Below are 19,623 nucleotides of genomic sequence, written 5' to 3'. Positions count from 1 at the left end.
GCCATCATATAGGCAATCTCCGAGGTCACCGCGCGGCGCGCAGCAGCCGCAGGCCGTTGGCCACCACCAGCAGACTGGCGCCCACGTCCGCAAACACCGCCATCCACAGCGTCGCGTGCCCGGTCACCGCCAGGGCCAGGAATACCGCCTTGATGCCCAGGGCCAGCGCGATGTTCTGGACCAGCACGCGATGCGTGGCGCGCGACAGGCGCAGGAAGGTGCCGATCTTGCGCAGGTCGTCGTCCATGAGGGCAACGTCGGCGGTCTCGATCGCCGTGCCGGTGCCGGCCGCGCCCATGGCAAAGCCGATGTCGGCACGGGCCAGCGCGGGCGCGTCGTTGATGCCGTCGCCCACCATGCCGACGCGGATGTCCGGGGCCAGCTTGCTTTCGATGGCGGCCAGCTTGTCTTCGGGCAACTGGTCGCCGCGCGCTTCGTCGATGCCGACCTGGCGCGCGATGGCCTGCGCGGTCGGGGTGTTGTCGCCGGTCAGCATCAGCGTGCGCACGCCCAGTCCGTGCAGGTCCGCGATGGCCTGGGCGCTGGTGGGCTTGACCGTGTCGGCCACGGCGGCCAGCGCCAGCACGCGGCGGCCATCGGTCAGCGCGATGGCGCTCTTGCCCTGGCTTTCCAGTTCATCCAGGCGGGCTTCCAGCCGGTCGCTGGACACGCCCAGTTCGCGCATCAGGCGGCGGTTGCCCAACTGGTACGTCACGCCGTCGAGCCGCGCGCTGACGCCGCGGCCGGGCAGGGCGGTGAAGGCGTCCACGTCCCGCAGCGCGCTGCCAGCCTCGCGCGCGGCGGTGGCCACCGCGAGCGACACGGGGTGATCCGACCGGGCGGCCAGGCTGGCCGCGACCAGGGCGGCGGGGGGGCGGCCCGGTTCGGCGGCCTCCCAGTCCTGGATGTCGGTCTGCACCGGCTTGCCATGCGTCAGCGTGCCGGTCTTGTCCAGCGCCAGCCATTTCAGGTTGCGGCCTTCTTCGAGATACACGCCGCCCTTGACCAGGATGCCGCGGCGCGAGGCCGCGGTCAGGCCGCTGACGATGCTGACGGGCGTGGAGATCACCAGGGCGCACGGGCAGGCGATGATCAGCAGCGCCAGCGCGCGGTAGATGGCGTCGAACCAGGGCTGTGCCCACAGCAGCGGCGGCAGCACCGCCACCGCCAGCGCGACGGCGACCACGGCGGGCGTGTAGACGCGCGAGAAGCGGTCGATGAAGCGCTGGGTCGGCGCGCGCGCGCCCTGCGCCTGCTCCACGGCGTGGATGATGCGCGCCAGCGTGGTGTTGCCCGCCGCGGCGGTCACGCGATAGTCGAAGGAGCCGGCCGCGTTGACGGTGGCGGCGAAGACGGGGTCGTCCTGGGCCTTTTCGACCGGCAGGCTTTCGCCGGTGATGGGGGACTGGTCCACGGCCGAGCTGCCGCTGACGATGATGCCGTCCGCCGCGATGCGCTCGCCGGGGCGCACGCGCACGATGTCGCCCGGTTGCAGGGAGGCGGCGGGCACCTCGGTCCAATTGCCGTCGGGCTGTCGCACCGTGGCGGTTTCGGGGGCGAGGTCCAGCAGGCCGCGCACGGCGTTGCGCGCCCGGTCCAGCGACCGCGCTTCGATCAGCTCGGCCACGTTGAACAGGAACATCACCATGGCGGCCTCGGGCCATTGGCCGATCAGGACCGCGCCGGTGACGGCGATGCTCATGAGGGCGTTGATGTTCAGGTTGCCGTTGCGCACGGCGATCCAGCCCTTGCGGTAGGTGCTGACACCGCATGCCAGGATGGCCGCCACGGCCAGCGCCGCGGTCAGCAGCAGGGGGCCGCCGGCGAAGTGCGAGAACTCGGACAGCGCGGCCAGCACGCCTGCGCTGCCGATCAGCCACCAGTTCACCGCCTTGGCGGCGGGCGCGGGGGAGGGCGCCGCGCCGTCGGCCAGCGGCTCGGGCGTCATGTCGAGCGACTTGATGGCGGTGACGATGCGGTCCAGCGCGCCGTCGGCGTGGACCACCGTCAGCACGCGCTGCATCAGGTTGAAGTCCAGCGCATGCACCCCGTCCACGCCGGCCAGCTTTTTGCGGATCAGCGTTTCCTCGGTGGGGCAGTCCATCTGGCCGATGCGCAGGCGCGCCAGCCGCTGGCCGGGGCCGGCCGACAGGGCGCTGGGGGCGGGGTCGGCGGCGTCCAGGCTGGCGGGGGGATGGTCGTGGCCGCAGCACGGCGCGTCGGCATGCGCGTGGCGGTGCCCGGCGTCAGGCGCCGGGTCGTGGCGTTGTCCGCCGCCGCAGCCGGCGTGGCCATGATCATGGCCGTGGTCGTGGTCGTGGTCGGGCGCAGGGCCGTCCGCGCGGCGCTGCGCTTCGCACGCCTTCGCTTCGCGCGCGGGGCCGCCGCAGCAGGCGCCACCGCGCTCGGCGGGCTGATGTTCGCGTTGTTTGACCGGCGGTAAAGACATCTGCTTGACCCTTCAAATAAGCTGGTGACGCAATTCCACACCTTGGAGTTACTATAGGGTCAACCCCCAACCATCGGATTTGATCCGGGAGGCAGCCATGCGTATCGGAGAATTGGCCACGGCGGCCGGCACCACGGTCGAAACCGTCAGGTACTACGAAAAGGAAGGGCTGCTGCCCGCGCCGGAGCGGGGACTGAACAATTACCGCAGCTACGGCCAGACGCACCTGGAGCGCCTGCGGCTGATCCGCAATTGCCGGGCGCTGGACATGACGCAGGACGAAATCCGCGCCATCCTGTCCGTGGCCGACAACCACCGGACCGGATGCGGCCCCATCAATGAACTGTTCGACGCGCACATCTCGCACGTCGATGCGCGCATCTCCGAACTGATGCAGTTGAAAGCCCAGTTGACCGAATTGCGCCAGCGCTGCGTCTCCGCGCGGCCCGACACGGACGATTGCGGCATCCTGCACGGCCTGAGCGAAATGCAGGTCGAAGAGCGGCAGGAGCGGCATACGCACCTGGGGTGAGGGCGCGGCGTCGATATCCTTGCTGCAGGCCGGGGGATGGCCGCCCCGGCCGGCCTCATCGCTTAATATGAGAATCTGTTTCTTTCCCATTTGCGCACGAATCAATGACCGAAAACCAGACCGCCGCCCCGATCCACGCCCTGACCACGCGCCGCTCCACCAAGTTCCTGCGCGCGCCCGCGCCCAAGCCCGACGAACTCCAGCAGATCCTGCAGGCCGCCATGTCGGCGCCCGACCACGGCGCCCTGCGCCCGTGGCGCTTCGTCGTGATCCAGGGCGAGGCCATCGGCAAGCTGGCGGACGTGGCGCTGGAGGCCGTTAAGCGCAGCGGCGATCCGCGCATGACGCCGGAAAAGGAAAAATCGGTGCGGGCGTGGATGGCCGATGTGCCGCTGTTTATCGGCGTGGCGCAGAAGATCGCCCACGACAACACCAAGATCCCCGAGCAGGAGCAGCTGCTGGCCACCGGTTGCTCGGTGATGAACATCCTGAACGCGGTGCACATGCTGGGCTACGGCGCCTTCTGGAGCACGGGCGTGGGCACGTACGTCGAAGACGTGCAGAACGCGTTGGGCTTTGACTCGCTGGATTACCGCTTCCTGGGCTTTTTGGCCGTGGGCACGCCTGCGTGCGCGGTCCCGCCCGCCAAGCGCCCGGACTACCGTGAATTCGTCACGGAGTGGACCGGCGCCGCCTAAGGAAAACCCGTAGTGCCACAAGGGCCCGCCAGCCCGCCGGGCCCGCTCATCCGCCCTGTCCCCTGTGCTACTCTCGTCAACGGCCGCGCCCAAGTATCCCCGGGCAACGGCCGACGACGGCAGCGTCCGAGGTCACACGCCTCTGGCAACGCCTTGGTAGGAAGAAAACGCATGACACGATCAAGCGTGGAGACAATACATGAGCCAATATGGGCCGCTGAAGTTGCACGTCCCCGAGCCGACAGGGCGACCGGGTTGCAAGACAGACTTTTCCTATCTGCATCTTTCGCCGCCCGGCGAGGTGCCCAAACCCCCCATTGATGTTGCCGCCGTTGACACCGGCCCCCTGGCGTACAGCCTGGTCCGGGTGATCGACGACGACGGCCGCGCGGTCGGGCCCTGGGCGCCCGAGATCAGCCACGAGATGCTGCGCGCCGGCATGCGGGCGATGCTCAAGACGCGCATCTTCGACGGGCGCATGCTGACCGCGCAGCGCAAGAAGAAGATTTCGTTCTACATGCAGAGCCTGGGCGAGGAAGCCATCGGCACCGCCCACGCGATGGCGCTGGAGAAGGGGGACATGTGCTTTCCCACCTATCGCCAGCAAAGCATCCTGCTGTCGCGCGACGTGTCGCTGGTCACCATGATGTGCCAGCTCATGTCCAACGAGCGCGACCCGCTCAAGGGCCGCCAGCTTCCGGTCATGTATTCCGACCGCGAAAACGGCTTTTTCACGATTTCGGGCAATCTGGCCACGCAGTTCATCCAGGCGGTGGGCTGGGCCATGGCCTCGGCCATCAAGGGCGATACCCGCATCGCATCCGCCTGGATCGGCGACGGCGCCACCGCCGAAGCCGATTTCCATACCGCGCTGACCTTCGCGCACGTCTACCGCGCGCCGGTCATCCTGAACGTCGTCAACAACCAGTGGGCCATTTCCACCTTCCAGGCAATCGCCGGCGGCGAGGGCGCGACCTTCGCGGGCCGTGGCGTGGGCTGCGGCATTGCGTCGCTGCGGGTGGACGGCAACGATTTCCTGGCGGTCTATTCCGCCTCGCGCTGGGCCGCCGAGCGCGCCCGCCGCAACCTCGGTCCGACGCTGATCGAATGGGTGACCTACCGCGCCGGCCCGCACTCCACGTCGGACGACCCCTCCAAGTACCGCCCCGGCGATGACTGGAGCCACTTCCCGCTGGGCGATCCCATCGAGCGCTTCAAGAAACACCTCATCCTGTTGGGCATCTGGTCCGACGCCGAGCACGACGCGGTCCGCGCCGAGCTCGACGCCGAGATCCTGGCGGCCCAGAAGGAAGCAGAGAGCTACGGCACCCTGGTGGACGGTCACGTCCCCAGCGCCGCCAGCATTTTTGAAGACGTCTACAAGGACATGCCGGAGCACCTGCGCCGGCAGCGCCAGCAGCTCGGAGTCTGACCATGGCAATCGATAACAACGCTGGTCCGGCCTCGGCGCCGATGACCATGATCCAGGCATTGCGCTCGGCCATGGATGTAATGCTGGAGCGCGACAACAACGTGGTGGTGTTCGGGCAGGACGTCGGCTACTTCGGCGGCGTGTTCCGCTGCACCGAGGGCCTGCAGGCCAAGTACGGCAGCTCGCGCGTGTTCGACACGCCCATTTCCGAAGGCGGCATCGTCGGCGTGGCGGTCGGCATGGGCGCGTATGGCTTGCGCCCCGTGTGCGAGATCCAGTTCGCCGACTACTTCTATCCGGCTTCCGACCAGATCGTGTCCGAGGCGGCGCGCCTGCGCTACCGCTCGGTGGGCGAATTCATCGCGCCCATGACGATTCGCATGCCTTGCGGCGGCGGCATCTACGGCGGGCAGACGCACAGCCAGAGCCCCGAGGCGATGTTCACGCAGGTCTGCGGGCTGCGCACGGTGATGCCGTCCAACCCGTACGACGCGAAGGGCCTCTTGATCGCCGCCATCGAAAACGACGACCCGGTGATCTTCCTGGAGCCCAAGCGGCTCTACAACGGGCCGTTCGACGGGCACCATGACCGGCCCGTCACGCCCTGGACGGGCCGGCCGGGCAGCGTCGTGCCCACCGGCTACTACACCGTGCCGCTGGAATCGGCCGCCATCGTGCGGCCAGGGTCGGAACTGACGGTGCTGACCTACGGCACCACGGTGCACGTGTCGCTGACCGCGGCCGAAGAGACCGGCATCGACGCCGAGGTCATCGACCTGCGCAGCCTGTGGCCGCTGGATCTGGACGCCATCGTCAACTCCGTGAAGAAGACGGGGCGCTGCGTGGTGGTCCACGAGGCCACCCGCACCTGCGGCTTCGGGGCGGAGCTGATCGCCCTGGTGCAGGAACACTGCTTCCATCATCTGGAGGCGCCCGTCGAGCGCGTGACCGGCTGGGACACGCCGTATCCGCATGCGCAGGAATGGGCGTACTTCCCCGGCCCGCGCCGGGTCGGCGAAGCGTTCAAACGCGCGATGGAGGCATGACATGGGGATTCATATCATCAAGATGCCCGACATCGGCGAAGGCATCGCGGAAGTCGAACTGGTGGGCTGGCACGTCAAGGTGGGCGACACCGTCGCCGAGGACCAGCCGCTGGCCGACGTGATGACCGACAAGGCCACGGTCGAGATTCCGTCGCCGGTGGTTGGCAAGGTGATTTCGCTGGGCGGCGACGTCGGCCAGGTCATGGCGGTGGGCGGAGAGCTGATCCGCCTGGAGGTCGAGGGCGAGGGCAATGTGAAGGCCGGGGCGGCTGCGCCCGCGCCGGCCGCGCCCGGAAAGGCGGCTGAAAAGGCGGCGCCCGAAACGGCGGCGCCTGAAAAGGCAGGTTCTGAGAAGGCGCCATCCGAAAAGGCCGCACCGGCGGTATCCGCGCCGCAGCCGGCCGCAGCGTCGGCGCCGTCCCGGACGCCGGCCTCGCGCCAGTCGGGCGGCGCGCCCGCCGCGTCCCGCCAGCCGGGCGAAAAGCCGCTGGCTTCGCCCGCCGTGCGCAAGCGCGCGTGGGACCTGGGCGTGGAACTGCGCTTTGTGCAGGGCAGCGGCCCGGCCGGGCGCATCCTGCACGAAGACCTGGACGCCTGGCTGCAAGGGCAGGGCTCGGCCAGCAACGCCCGCGCCGGCTCGGCCTATGCCGAACGCAACGATGAAGACGCCGTGCCCGTCATCGGGCTGCGCCGGAAAATCGCGCAGAAGATGGCAGAGTCCAAGCGCCGCATCCCGCATTTCAGCTACGTCGAGGAAATCGACGTGACCGAACTGGAAGACCTGCGCGTGCAGCTCAACGCCAAGTGGGGCGAGTCGCGCGGCAAGCTCACGCTGCTGCCGCTGCTGGCCCGGGCCATGGTGGTGGCGCTGCGTGATTTTCCGCAGATCAACGCGCGCTACGACGACGAGGCTGGCGTGGTGACGCGCTACGGCGCGGTGCACATCGGCATCGCCACGCAGAGCGACGGCGGCCTGATGGTGCCGGTGATGCGTCACGCCGAGGCGCGCGACGTCTGGTCCATGGCGGCCGAGATCGGGCGGCTGGCGCAGGCGGTGCGCAGCGGATCCGCCGGGCGCGACGAGCTGTCCGGTTCGACCATCACCATCACCAGCCTGGGCCCCCTGGGCGGCATCGTCACCACGCCGGTGATCAACCATCCCGAGGTCGGCATCGTAGGCGTGAACCGCATCGTCGAGCGGCCCGCCTTCCGCAATGGCGCCGTGGTGGCGCGCAAGCTGATGAATCTGTCTTCGTCCTTCGACCACCGCGTGGTGGACGGCATGGACGCGGCGCGCTTCATCCAGGCCGTGCGCGCGCTGCTGGAACAACCCGCGCTGCTTTTCGTGGAGTAAGCATGAGCCAGATCACAAAGACAACGACATTGCTGGTGATCGGCGGCGGCCCCGGCGGCTACGTGGCCGCCATCCGCGCCGGGCAGCTTGGCGTGCCGACCATCCTGGTCGAGGGCGCGCAGTTGGGCGGCACCTGCCTGAACATCGGCTGCATCCCGTCCAAGGCCCTGATCCATGCGGCCGAGGAATTCGACAAGGCGCGCCACTACGCCGGCGAATCGGCCCTGGGCATCGCCGTGGACGCGCCGCGCATCGACATCGCCAAGACCGTGGCCTGGAAGGACGGCATCGTCGGCAAGCTCACGGGCGGCGTGGGCGCGCTGCTCAAGAAGAACGGCGTGGAAGTCGTGCGCGGCTGGGCCACGCTGCTGGATGGCAAGACGGCGGAAGTCGACACGCCCGATGCGGGCCGCATCCGCATCCAGTGCGAGCACCTGCTGCTGGCGGCGGGCTCCGAGCCCACGCCGCTGCCGTCCATGCCGTTCGGCGGGAAGGTGGTGTCCTCCACCGAGGCGTTGTCGCCCGACAGCATCCCGAAGCAGCTCGTGGTGGTGGGCGGCGGCTACATCGGCCTGGAGCTGGGCACCGTGTACCGCAAGCTGGGCGCCGAGGTCGCCGTGGTCGAGGCGCAGGACCGCATCCTGCCCACCTACGACGCGGAACTCACCAAGCCGGTGGCGGCCGCGCTGGCCAAAATGGGCGTGGCGCTGCACCTGGGACGCAAGGTGATGGGGTTGAACGGCGCGGGCAACGCGGTCCGCGTGCAGGACGCCAGCGGCGCCGAAACCCTGCTGCCCGCCGACCGCGTGCTGATCTCGGTGGGCCGCCGTCCGCGCACGCAGGGCTGGGGCCTGGAAAACCTGCAGCTCGACCGCAAGGGCAACGCGCTGCGCATCGACGACCAGTGCCGCACGTCCATGCGCGACGTCTGGGCCATCGGCGACATTGCCGGCGAGCCCATGCTGGCGCACCGCGCGATGGCGCAGGGCGAGATGGTGGCCGAGTTGGTGGCCGGCAAGCGCCGCCACTTCCAGCCCGCGGCGATTCCCGCCGTGTGCTTCACCGATCCGGAAGTGGTCGTGGCGGGACTGTCTCCGCTGGAGGCCGAAGGCGCCGGGCTGGACTGCCTGACCGCCTCGTTCCCCTTCGCCGCCAACGGCCGCGCCATGACGCTGGAATCCACCGACGGCTTCGTCCGCGTGGTGGCCCGGCGCGACAACCACCTGATCGTGGGCTGGCAGGCGGTGGGGCGCGGGGTGTCTGAACTGTCGACCGCCTTCGGCCAGTCGCTCGAGATGGGCGCCACGCTGGAAGACGTGGCGGGCACCATCCACGCGCATCCCACGCTGGGCGAGGCCGTGCAGGAAGCGGCGCTCAAGGCGCTGGGGCACGCGCTGCATATCTGAGGCAGCAGGCGCGGGCCGCAATGGCCCGCGCCATTCATCGCGGTTCGCTGGCCATTCTCCGGCCGCGTCCCCGCCTTTTTCAGCCGATACGCCCGCGCCTTACCGGCTGCCGTCGATATAGGGCCGCGCCTGCAGGATCAGGACCTTGTCCCCCTGCACGGCCCATTCGATGTCCTGGTCCCCATTTCCCAGCCGCTTCTTGACCTGCCGCCCCACGGCGGCCAGGCGTGCGACCAGCGCGTCGTCCAGCACCTGGCGGGCGCCGTCGATCGGCACTTCGCGCACGCCGCCGCCGGACGCGGCCACCAACTGCGTGTCTTCGGCCGAGCGGCTGAGCACCTGCACGGCCTTGGACCAGCTCGAATACATCACCTGTTCAGCCTGGCGTTTGCCTTCCACCACCTTGATGCCCAGCCCGCGCTTGGCCGACAGGTAGGTCACGTGGCGGCGCGAGGCGTCGAACGGGTCGCGCGTGATCATGACGCCGGAACTGTCCGAGGCCGCCGCCTGCTGCACCAGCACCGCCATCACCACGCCGGCCGCGCCGATGCCGGCCGCGCGGCGCGCCTCGTAGGCCTCGAAGTTGTAGACCGAGGCCCAGACCGTCTGCACCGCCCGCGCCAGCGCGTCGGCATGCGTGACGTTCGGCACGGTGGTGTACAGCCCCGCGCCGCTGAACCCGGGCAGGTCTTCGGAGTTGGACGAGCTGCGCACGAAGACGCCGCGGCCCTGCAGCTGCGTCTGCCAGTGGTCGCGCCACGCGGCGGCCTGCGCCGGGTCGGGCTGCGCGTCGATGATCTGCTGGCGCAAGGCGGCCAGTTCGGCGCGGCGCACGTTGGCGTCGCTGGCGAAGTCGGGGCGTCGCTCCAGCGCCGCCACGCGCGCGGGCACGTCCAACCGGTCCATGAACGCCGCGTACTGGGCGAACGGAATGCAAAAACCGTCGGGCACGCTGGCCGCCGGTGGCAGGACGGCCTTCAGCGCGCCCAGGTTGGCCGCCTTCACGCCGCAATGGCGGCTGTCGCGCGTTGTCATGCCGGTCAGCGGCTTGATGGCGCGCACCGACAGGTCGGGCTTGGGCAGCGGCGCGCCGGCCGCCTTGGGCGCGGTCGCCGCGGGCTGGGCGATGCGCTGCACCTGGTAGCCGTTGCTGGAGACAGTCAGCTCGACCCACTGCCCGTCATGCTCGCGCAGGGTCGCCACCGCGTCGCGCACGTAGGCATTGGGAATGCGCCAGCCTTTGGCCAGCAGGTTCACGTGCGACAGCAGGGTGGATGGCCGCTGCGTGACCAGGCCCGCGACGGGCGTCAGCGCCACGGGCACTTCGTCCAGCACCACGATATCGGTGGGCGACAGGTCCGGCGTGTCGTCCACGGACTTCACGATGCGCAGCCGGCCTTGCGCGCGTCCAGTGTTCAGCGGCAGGAAGGCCTGTTCGCGCAGCAGCGCTTCCTGGGTGACGAAGTCGATGCCGGCGTTGCGCGCCGTCTGTTCCTGCAGTGTGGAATTGCTCTTGAAGCGCAGCGGCTCGTAGAAGGTGGCGGCCAGCTTGTCGCGGGTCAGCGCCAGCAGTTCCGGCGTCAGCAGGTCGCCTTCCCAGAATTCATAGGTATAGCCCGGCAGGCCGTTCTGCCAGCTCAGCGTGCCGAACAGCAGGCGCCGGTCCGGGGCCTTGTACTGGGCGATCAGCGCGGCCTTGTCGCCGGACAGCAGTCGCCGCTCGCGCGCGAAGGTCTCGTGCAGCGCGTAGCGCGGCGTGTGAAGGTAATAGATGCGGTTGGCGCGTTGGCGGTCGATCACGAACAGCACGTGCGGAATCTCCAGCGGGGTGCCGGCGTTGTAGACGCGGGCTAGTTGCTGGAATTCGGCCTGGGTGCGGATCTGCTCCAGGAAGCGGGGGCCGCCCCAGCGCGTGTCCTCGGTCTTGCGCGCTTCGACCTCGTCAGGGCGCAGGGGGCGGCCGTTTTCGTAGGGCGAAGGCTTGCGGGCACTCTGTGCCTGGGCCACCGGAGAGATTGCGCCCGCCAGAAGGCAAGACGCGGACACGGCGGCAAGGGACATGCACAGCGGTGCAAGGGGCTTGAGCGACGCGCGCATGAGGGACATGGTTTTGGGGACAGGTCCGTAAAGGCGCAATGATATCGGACCTTGCCCCTTGCCCCTTGCCCGACGGCTCCTATCGGCCCATGACGGCGCTGGCGAACGCCTCGGGCGAGGGGCTTTCGGGCCAGCTGGGCACATCAGGCGGCACTTCCAGCCAGGCGTGCTTGCGGCGGGTCCAGATGTGCGCCACGGGCGCCAGCGCGGCCGCCTCGTCCAGCGTGCCCGCGCGCAGCACGCGCATGCCGGGCGCGGCGTCCGTCGTGTTGAAGATGCGGGTATGGCACTGCGCGCAGAGGTACTGGCGCGATTGCAGGCCGGCGTGTTCATGGCGGTACTCGGCTAGCGCACCGGTTATGCTCATCGCCGTTTCCGACAGCAGCATGTGCAGCCCGAAGGCGCTGCCGCTCCAGCGCTGGCAGTTCAGGCAGTGGCAGGCGTAGACGAGCGGCTTGCCGGCCGGCTCGACGGTATAGCGCAAGGCGGCGCAGCGGCATTGGCCAGTGAGGGTCATGGATGGGTTCCTTGAAGGGGGCGCCACAGGATGCCCTGGATGCCGGCCGCCGGGAACCGCCAGAATGAACCATCCGTTAGCAGGTTTTGTATGAGCATCGATTCTCTTGAATGGGAAAGCCAGCGCGTTTTTCTTGCCGTCCTGCGTAGCGGCAGCCTGTCCGGGGCGGCGCGGCTGTTGAACATCGCCCAGGCGACGGCGCGCCGTCGCATCGAAAAGCTGGAGGCCAGTGTAGGCGTGAGCCTGTTCCTGCGCACGCCCGCCGGCCTGCAGCCCACGGACGCGGCCCGCGAACTGAGCGACCACGTCGAAGCCATGGATGTGGCGGCTCGCGCCTTCAGCCGGCGGGCGGGGACTGGCGCGGACGCGGCCGAAGGGGTGGTGCGCGTCACCAGCAGTGAACTGCTGGGCGTCGAGGTGCTGCCGACGATGCTCCTGGGGGTCCGCCAGGCCATGCCCGGGGTGCGGCTGGAATTGAGCGTGCAGGACCGGCTGGAGGCCTTGCCCCGGCAGGAGGCCGACATCGCGGTAAGGCTGCAGCGCCCCAGCGAAGCGAACGTGGTCGCGCGGCGCACCGGCGCCTTGCGGGTGGGGCTGTACGCCGCGCCCGGCTGCATCCGCGCCTATGGGCTGCCGCAATCGCGCGCGCAGCTTCGCGGTCTGCCGATGATCGGACCGGATCGTCGCCTCTCTGACCGCCGCATGCTGGCCGAGCACGGCGTGATCGATCCCGACCAGGCCTTTGCCGTGGCCTGCGACCACCACGTGGCACAGTTCGCCGCCCTGAAGGCGGGGCTGGGCTTCGGTGTCTGTCCGGGCCAGCTTGCGCGGCCGTTGGGGCTGGTGCCCGTCCTGGAGCAGGAAATCGGCTTTGACGTCGACGTGTGGATTGCCATGCACGGAGACCTGCGGCGGGTGAAGCGGGTGGCGGGTGTATTCGATGCGCTGGCCCGGGAGCTGGACGCCTATTTGGCGGGCTAGAAACAACGAGGCCCCCGGAAAGGGGGCCTTGCAGGAGCGGCGCGCACCAAGGACGGAATCAGCCTTCGGCCGTCTCCGCCAGCACGCGGCGGGCTTCCTCGGCCACGCGCTCGGGGGCGGTGCCGCCCACGTGCTTGCGCGCGGCGACCGAGCCTTCCAGGGTCAGCACTTGGTGGACGTCTTCGCCGATGCTGGCGTGGTAGGCGGTCAGTTCGGCGGTAGACAGGTCGGCCAGGTCGCAGCCGCGCTGTTCGCAGTCGCGCACGGCGTGGGCCACGACTTCGTGGGCGTCGCGGAAGGGCACGCCGCGCTTGACCAGGTAGTCGGCCAGGTCGGTGGCGGTGGCAAAGCCCTGCAAGGCGGCGGCGCGCATGTTGTCGGCCTTGACCTTGATGCCGCCGGCCATGTCCGCGAAGATCGTGAGCGTGTCGCGCAGCGTGTCCGCCGTGTCGAACAGGCCTTCCTTGTCTTCCTGGTTGTCCTTGTTGTAGGCCAGCGGCTGGCCCTTCATCAGGGTCAGCAGGGCGACCAGGTTGCCGTTGACGCGTCCGGTCTTGCCGCGGGCCAGTTCGGGCACGTCGGGGTTCTTCTTTTGCGGCATGATCGAGCTGCCGGTGCAGAAGCGGTCGGCCAGGTCGATGAAGCCCACGCGCGGGCTCATCCAGAGCACCAGCTCTTCGGACAGGCGCGAGACGTGCGTCATGATCAGCGCGCCGGCGGCGCAGAATTCGATGGCGAAGTCGCGGTCGGACACGGCGTCCAGCGAGTTGCGGCACACGCCTTCAAACCCCAGGGTCTTGGCGACGCGCTCGCGGTCGATGGGGAACGACGTGCCGGCCAGGGCGGCGGCGCCCAGCGGCAGGCGGTTCACGCGGCGGCGGCAGTCGGCCAGGCGCTCGGCGTCGCGGCCGAACATTTCGGCGTAGGCCAGCAGGTGGTGGCCGAAAGTGACGGGCTGGGCCACCTGCAGGTGCGTGAAGCCCGGCATGATGGTGGCGGCGTTTTCCAGCGCCACCGTGGCCAGCGCGTGGCGCAGCTGGCGCAAGAGCACCTGCAGGGTGTCGATCTCGTCGCGCAGCCACAGGCGGATGTCGGTGGCGACCTGGTCGTTGCGCGAACGGCCGGTGTGCAGGCGCTTGCCCGCGTCGCCCACCAGTTCCACGAGACGCTTTTCGATATTCAGGTGGACGTCTTCGAGGTCGAGCAGCCACTGGAAGCTGCCGGCGTCGATTTCGGACAGGATCTGGGTCATGCCGCGCTGGATGTCGGCCAGGTCCTGGGCGCCGATGATGCCCTGGGCGGCCAGCATGTCCGCGTGCGCGAGCGAGCCCTGGATGTCGTGGCGCGCCAGGCGCTTGTCGAAATCCACGGACGCCGTGTAGCGTTTGACGAGTTCGGAAACCGGCTCGGAGAACCGGGCGGACCAGGCCTGCGCCTTGTTGGCGAACTGGTTTTGATCGGGGGAGGGAGTCTTTGCCATGATGGGCGGGATTATAGGGCCTCGCGGCGCACCGGGCGCAGGCGGCCCCGGTTTCGCGGGGCCGGAACCCGCAGCCGGGGCGAGTTGGCGGATAATCCCCGCTTGGTTTCAATGATCTGAGAAGCGAGTACGGATCCATGCCCCTGGAATGGGAAGAGCTAGTCACCCAATTTGATGCCCACCTGCCGCGCGAGATCTGGGCGCAGACGCTGATCGGCATCGGCGCGCTCATCCTGGCCGCGCTGTTCGTGCAGTGGGTCGTGGCCCGGGTCGTGCTGCTGCTGGCGCACCGGCTGCTGGTCGTCAGCGGGCATGGGGACTGGGACAAGGCGCTGCAGCGCCGCCGCGCGTACCAGAACCTCTGGTACGCGGTGCCGTTCGCGGTGGTGTCGATGGGCATCGGCCTGGTGCCCCACGCGGAAAGCGTGGTCACCATCGTGGGCCGCCTGGCGCACGCGGGCGCCTGGATCTGCGTGTTCGTGGCGGTTTCGGGGGTGCTGAGCGCCTGGCAGGACACCTATTCGGCCACCACCCGCGCGCAGACCCGCTCCATCAAGGGCTACATCCAGATTGGCAAGCTGGTCCTAGCGGCGGTCTGCACCGTGCTGGTGCTGTCCATCCTGATCGACCGCTCGCCGCTGTGGATGATCTCCGGCCTGGGCGCGCTGTCGGCGGTGTTGCTGCTGGTGTTCAAGGACACGCTGCTGTCGCTGGTGGCCAGCACCCAGCTCACCAGCAACGACATGCTGCGCATCGGCGACTGGATCGAGATGCCGCAGTGCAACGCCGACGGCTTCGTCAAGGACATCGCGCTGCACACCGTGAAGGTGCAGAACTGGGACAACACCGTGACCACGGTGCCGACCTACAAGCTGTTCTCGGAAAGCTACCGCAACTACCGCCACATGTTCGAATCGGGCGGCCGGCGCATCAAGCGCACCATCCGCATCGACGCCGCCAGCGTGCGCTTCCTGACCGACGACGAGGCGCAGCGCCTGATGAAGTTCCGGCTGCTGCACGATTACCTGCAGACCAAGACGCAGGACATCGTGCAGGCCAACCAGACCTTGGGCGAGCTGGCCAGCGTGCCGGCCAACCGGCGCCGCCTGACCAACATCGGCACCCTGCGCGCCTACGCGCTGGCCTTTCTGAAGCAGAACCCGGAGATCCGCCAGGATATGGCGATGATGGTGCGCATGATGGAGCCCACCTCCGAGGGCATTCCGGTCGAGGTCTATTGCTTTACCGCCGTAACCGCGTGGGTCGAGTACGAACGCATCCAGGGCGACGTCTTCGACCACCTGCTCGCGATCCTGCCGGAGCTGGGCCTGCGCCTGTACCAGCAGCCGTCCGGGGCGGACATCGGCGCGATGGGCAGCTACCTGCGCGACAGCGCCATCCAGGCCGCGCTGACGGCCGAGCGCGACAGGCAAGGCCACGTCGTGGACGGCGACCCGGCGCTGCCGTTCGAGCGGGGCCTGACCGACAGCAAGATGCCGCGCTAGGCCGGCAGGCAAGGCCGCGTTCCGGAGCCCGTGAGATAATCCGGCGGTTGATTCCAGGGCCTCTTAACACCAGGCAAACACCCCGCGAACCCCCAGGCGAAAACCCGATGTCGAACCCGTTCTTCAACCTGTATTCCCACGGCTTCGCCCGGGTCGCGGTCGGCGTGCCCGAGTGCCGGGTCGCCGATCCCGCGTTCAACGCCGCGCAGACCATCGCGCTGGCGCAGCAGGCCGCCCAGGGCGGCGCGGTGCTGGCGGCCTTCCCCGAGCTGGGCCTGTCGGCCTACACCTGCGACGACCTCTTTCACCAGAAGGCCCTGCTGGACGCCTGCGAGGCCGCGCTGGCCCGCGTGGTCGAGGCCACGGCCGAACTGGACATCGCCCTCATCGTGGGAGCGCCGCTGCGCGTGTCCCACCAGTTGTTCAACTGCGCCGTGGTCGCGGCGGGCGGGCGCATCCTGGGCGTGGTGCCCAAGACCTACCTGCCCAATTACGGCGAGTTCTACGAAGCCCGCCAGTTCAGCGCCGCCGATTGCGCCATCGATCCCGAGATCACCCTGCTGGGCCAGACCGTGCCCTTCGGCGCGGAGCTGCTGTTCCAGATGGAAAAGCTGCCGCTGTTTCAGTTCCACGTCGAAATCTGCGAAGACGTCTGGGTGCCGATTCCCCCGTCGTCCTATGCCGCGCTGGCGGGGGCCACGGTGCTGGTCAACCTGTCCGCCTCCAATATCGTCGTCGGCAAGGCCGAATACCGCCACCAGCTCGTGTCGCAGCAGTCGGCGCGCTGCCTGTCGGCCTACATGTACACGTCGGCCGGTCGGGGCGAATCGTCGACCGACCTGGCCTGGGACGGCCAGGCCCTCATCTACGAAAACGGCGAGCTGCTGGCCGAATCCGAACGCTTCCTGAGTCACTCCCATCTGCTGTTCTCGGACGTGGACCTGGAACGCCTGTCGCGCGAGCGCATGCGCCAGAGCACCTTCGGCCAATCCGTGCGCCGTCACCAGGACGAGGTGCGCCGGTTCCGCCGCGTGGCGGTGCCGGTGAATCCCCCGCTGGAAGACGCCGAGCTGCCGCTGGAGCGGCGCGTGGCGCGCTTTCCGTATGTGCCGGCCGATCCGCAGCGCCGCGATGCGCGCTGCAAAGAGGTCTACAACATCCAGGTGCAGGCGCTGGCGCAGCGCCTGTCGGCCAGCGGCATGAAGAAGGTGGTCATCGGCATCTCGGGCGGGCTCGATTCCACGCACGCGCTGCTGGTCTGCGCCAAGGCCATGGACGCCCTGGACCTGCCGCGTTCCAACATCCTGGCGGTCACGATGCCGGGCTTTGCCACCAGCACCCGCACCTTGCAGCAGGCGCGCCGCCTGATGGCGGTGGTGGGCTGCACCGCGTCCGAAATCGACATCCGGCCGAGCTGCCTGCAGATGCTCAAGGACCTGGGCCATCCCTATGCGGACGGCGAGCCGGTCTACGACATCACTTTTGAAAACGTGCAGGCCGGCGAGCGCACCAACCATCTGTTCCGCCTGGCCAACTTCAGCAACGCCATCGTCATCGGCACCGGCGACCTCAGCGAGCTTGCACTGGGTTGGTGCACGTACGGCGTGGGCGATCACATGTCGCACTACAGCGTCAACGCCAGCGTGCCCAAGACGCTGATCACGCATCTGGTGCGCTGGGTGGCCGAATCCGGCCGCCTGGGCGACGACGGCGCGCAGGTGCTGCTGGACGTGCTGGGCACGGACGTCAGCCCGGAACTCGTGCCCGGCGGGGCGGACGACAAGCCCGAGCAGAAAAGCGAGGCCTCCATCGGCCCGTACGAACTGCAGGACTTCAACCTGTACTACACGCTGCGCTATGGCTTTGCGCCGAGCAAGGTCGCCTTCCTGTCCTGGACGGCGTGGCGCGACCGCGAGGCCGGCGCCTGGCCCGAGGGCGGCCACGTCGCCCGCAACCAGTACGACCTGGCTGCCATCAAGCGCAACCTGAAGATCTTCCTGGACAAGTTCTTCCGCCTCAGCCAGTTCAAGCGCACCTGCATCCCCAACGCGCCCAAGGTCGGTTCGGGCGGCTCGCTCTCGCCGCGCGGCGACTGGCGCGCGCCCAGCGATTCGGAATCGGTGGTGTGGATGCGCGAGGCCGACGGCATTCCCGACGAGGCGCCCAACACCTGACCGGCGGCGCCGCGCACCAAGTTGGGGCGGCCGCGTGAATGCGCGCCGCAGGCAGGCCTGGCGCGCGTTTCCCCGTAGCCGCGTCCGCCGCTGTGCGGTGTTATTCTCTTATCCATTGCGCCCGGCGCCCGTCCGGCAGGATTGCGGGCGGCGCGGCAGGGCGACGCAACACATTAAAAACCCAGGACGACCAACGTGAAACAAGTCACCGCCATCATCAAACCCTTCAAGCTCGACGAAGTCCGCGAGGCGCTGGCGGAAGTCGGCGTCAGCGGCCTGACGGTCACCGAAGTCAAGGGTTTCGGCCGCCAGAAGGGCCACACCGAACTCTATCGCGGCGCGGAATACGTCGTGGACTTCCTGCCCAAGATCCGCGTCGAAGTGGTCCTGCCCGATGACCAGGTCGAAGCCGCCATCGAGGCCGTCGTCAAGGCCGCCCGCACCGGCAAGATCGGCGACGGCAAGATCTTCGTGACGCCGGTTGAACAGGCCATCCGCATCCGCACCGGCGAGAGCGACGAAGAGGCGCTCTGATCCTCGCTTTTCGCGGGCCGCCGTCCAACGCGGCCCGCGCGCCTACCTGATCAACTGGTTCATCTCCAGGATCGGCATCATCACGGCCAGCACGATCAGCAGGACGAATCCCCCCATCAGCAATATCAGCGCCGGCTCCAAGAGGGCCGTCATGGCCATCGCGCGCCGCTCCAGGTCGCGCGAGAGGTTCTGCGCGCCCCGGTCCAGCAGCTCGGGCAGGCGCCCGGTCTTTTCGCCGCTGGCGATCAGGTGCACCAGCAGCGACGGAAAGACCTTTTGCGCGCCCAGCGACGCCGATAGCGCCGCGCCTTCGCGCACGCGGGCCGCGGCCTCGTCCACCGCCAGGCGCAGCACGTCGTTGCCGAGCGTGCGGCGCGCCGCCTCCAGGGCGGTCAGCAGCGCCACGCCGCTGCCGCACAGGATGGCCAGCGTGGACGCAAAGCGCGCGGCGTTCACGCCCAGCACAAAGCGTCCGGCCAGCGGCAGCCGCAGCACGCGCGCATGCCAGGCCCGGCGCGCGGCCGGCGCGCGCAGCGTGTAGCGCCACAGCGCAATCGCCGCCACCACGCCTGCGCCCGTCACCGCGCCCCATTCGCGCACATAGTCCGACAGCCCCAGCATGATCTGCGTCAGCATCGGCAGTTCCTGCTTGGCCTGGCTGAACGCCGACACCACCTGCGGCACGACATAGCCCAGCAGGAAGATGACGATGATCACCGAGACGCTCGCCACCACCGCCGGATAGATGAACGCGGTCATGACCTTGCTGCGCAAGGTGTTGCGTTCCTCGATGTAGTCCGCCAGCTTTTCCATCACCTGCGCGAGGTCGCCCGATTCCTCGCCCGCGCCGATCAGCGCGCGATAGATCTCGGGAAAGTCGCGCGGCCGCGAGGCCAGCGCGGCGGACAGCCGGTGGCCGGCGCGCACGTCGTCGCGCACGCCGCCCAGTGTGGCCGCGATGTGCTTTTTTTCGGCCTGTTCCAGCGTGGCGCTGAGCGCGGCATCCAGCGGCAGGCGCGCGGCGAGCAGGCTGGCAAGCTGGCGCGTCAGCCACGCGAGGTCCGCATCCGACAGGCGCGTGCGCAGGGCCGCGCCCATGCCTTCGGCACGCGCCGCCAGCGAGGTCGACAGCGGCAGCAGGCCCCGTCCACGCAACTGGTTTCTGGCGCCGCGCTCGGAGTCGGCGTCGATCGTGCCGCGCACGATTTTCCCGAGCGCGTCGGTGGCTTCATAACGGAAGGAAGGCATGACTGTAATAAAGCGGAAGCACCTGCCGAAATCGCCAGGAGCCCCGAATTTAAAGGGTTTCCAGGGCGTTACCTTGCCTTGGAAATATGACCGGGATGTTGCAGTCACACCCCGTATACTCCGACGCGCTTTCACGTTTTTTCATACGACTTCACGTCTCGGGCACCTAT

At 68.8% G+C, this 19,623-nt stretch carries 15 protein-coding genes; 10 read left to right on the top strand and 5 right to left on the bottom strand.

Annotated elements, in window-relative coordinates; translation table 11 throughout:
• Window positions 1-25: 25 nt before the first annotated feature.
• Window positions 26-2,449 (bottom strand): heavy metal translocating P-type ATPase, encoded by a 2,424-nt coding sequence (locus ACZ50Q_RS18050; RefSeq protein ID WP_464079161.1) that lies wholly within the window; start codon window positions 2,447-2,449, stop codon window positions 26-28.
• Between the two features lie 97 nt (window positions 2,450-2,546).
• Between ACZ50Q_RS18050 and cadR the strand changes: the two genes are divergently transcribed.
• The 6 genes from cadR (at window position 2,547) to lpdA (ending at window position 8,917) form a co-directional block, all read left to right on the top strand.
• Window positions 2,547-2,981, top strand: a complete 435-nt coding sequence (cadR, locus tag ACZ50Q_RS18045; protein WP_076521431.1) for a Cd(II)/Pb(II)-responsive transcriptional regulator — start codon at window positions 2,547-2,549, stop codon at window positions 2,979-2,981.
• 104 nt (window positions 2,982-3,085) lie between these two features.
• The gene (locus tag ACZ50Q_RS18040; RefSeq protein ID WP_464079160.1) at window positions 3,086-3,679 is read left to right on the top strand and encodes a nitroreductase family protein; all 594 of its coding nucleotides are present in this window, start codon (window positions 3,086-3,088) and stop codon (window positions 3,677-3,679) included.
• Window positions 3,680-3,878: 199 nt separating this feature from the next.
• Window positions 3,879-5,111, top strand: a complete 1,233-nt coding sequence (locus ACZ50Q_RS18035; RefSeq protein ID WP_076521429.1) for a 3-methyl-2-oxobutanoate dehydrogenase (2-methylpropanoyl-transferring) subunit alpha — start codon at window positions 3,879-3,881, stop codon at window positions 5,109-5,111.
• Window positions 5,112-5,113: 2 nt separating this feature from the next.
• Entirely contained in the window at window positions 5,114-6,157 is a 1,044-nt protein-coding gene (locus tag ACZ50Q_RS18030; RefSeq protein ID WP_092581782.1) for an alpha-ketoacid dehydrogenase subunit beta, read from the top strand.
• A 1-nt stretch (window position 6,158) separates the two neighbouring features.
• Entirely contained in the window at window positions 6,159-7,511 is a 1,353-nt protein-coding gene (locus ACZ50Q_RS18025; RefSeq protein WP_464079159.1) for a dihydrolipoamide acetyltransferase family protein, read from the top strand.
• Window positions 7,512-7,513: 2 nt separating this feature from the next.
• Window positions 7,514-8,917 carry a dihydrolipoyl dehydrogenase gene (gene lpdA, locus ACZ50Q_RS18020; protein ID WP_464079158.1) on the top strand — a complete coding sequence of 468 codons (1,404 nt, stop codon included), beginning with the start codon at window positions 7,514-7,516 and terminating at the stop codon, window positions 8,915-8,917.
• A gap of 99 nt (window positions 8,918-9,016) precedes the next feature.
• Here the strand turns inward: lpdA and ACZ50Q_RS18015 are convergent, their stop codons facing one another.
• Together ACZ50Q_RS18015 and ACZ50Q_RS18010 are read right to left on the bottom strand one after the other, a co-directional pair.
• Window positions 9,017-11,023, bottom strand: coding sequence for a PEP/pyruvate-binding domain-containing protein (locus ACZ50Q_RS18015; protein ID WP_464079157.1), 2,007 nt, complete (start codon window positions 11,021-11,023; stop codon window positions 9,017-9,019).
• Window positions 11,024-11,093: 70 nt separating this feature from the next.
• Window positions 11,094-11,531 carry a GFA family protein gene (locus tag ACZ50Q_RS18010; RefSeq protein WP_464079156.1) on the bottom strand — a complete coding sequence of 146 codons (438 nt, stop codon included), beginning with the start codon at window positions 11,529-11,531 and terminating at the stop codon, window positions 11,094-11,096.
• Between the two features lie 90 nt (window positions 11,532-11,621).
• Here ACZ50Q_RS18010 and ACZ50Q_RS18005 point away from each other — a divergent pair, with 90 nt between their 5' ends.
• Window positions 11,622-12,512, top strand: a complete 891-nt coding sequence (locus ACZ50Q_RS18005) for a LysR family transcriptional regulator (protein ID WP_092581790.1) — start codon at window positions 11,622-11,624, stop codon at window positions 12,510-12,512.
• 58 nt (window positions 12,513-12,570) lie between these two features.
• On the opposite strand, the gene argH is transcribed toward ACZ50Q_RS18005, so the two are convergent.
• Window positions 12,571-13,992 carry an argininosuccinate lyase gene (gene argH / locus ACZ50Q_RS18000; protein ID WP_092581791.1) on the bottom strand — a complete coding sequence of 474 codons (1,422 nt, stop codon included), beginning with the start codon at window positions 13,990-13,992 and terminating at the stop codon, window positions 12,571-12,573.
• Between the two features lie 137 nt (window positions 13,993-14,129).
• On the opposite strand from argH, the gene ACZ50Q_RS17995 reads away from it, so the two are divergent.
• From ACZ50Q_RS17995 to ACZ50Q_RS17985, 3 genes are all read left to right on the top strand, one after another.
• Entirely contained in the window at window positions 14,130-15,497 is a 1,368-nt protein-coding gene (locus ACZ50Q_RS17995) for a mechanosensitive ion channel family protein (RefSeq protein WP_464079155.1), read from the top strand.
• Between the two features lie 107 nt (window positions 15,498-15,604).
• Window positions 15,605-17,671, top strand: coding sequence for an NAD(+) synthase (locus ACZ50Q_RS17990; protein WP_464079154.1), 2,067 nt, complete (start codon window positions 15,605-15,607; stop codon window positions 17,669-17,671).
• A gap of 195 nt (window positions 17,672-17,866) precedes the next feature.
• The gene (locus ACZ50Q_RS17985) at window positions 17,867-18,205 is read left to right on the top strand and encodes a P-II family nitrogen regulator (protein WP_006386376.1); all 339 of its coding nucleotides are present in this window, start codon (window positions 17,867-17,869) and stop codon (window positions 18,203-18,205) included.
• A gap of 42 nt (window positions 18,206-18,247) precedes the next feature.
• Here ACZ50Q_RS17985 and gspF read toward each other — a convergent pair whose 3' ends face one another.
• Window positions 18,248-19,453 (bottom strand): type II secretion system inner membrane protein GspF, encoded by a 1,206-nt coding sequence (gspF, locus tag ACZ50Q_RS17980; RefSeq protein WP_092581793.1) that lies wholly within the window; start codon window positions 19,451-19,453, stop codon window positions 18,248-18,250.
• Window positions 19,454-19,623: the final 170 nt, after the last annotated feature.

The organism is Achromobacter sp. T5-5, assembly GCF_055397965.1.
The sequence above is the reverse complement of the archived record's forward strand: the minus strand, read 5'-3'. Positions and strand labels throughout refer to the sequence as shown.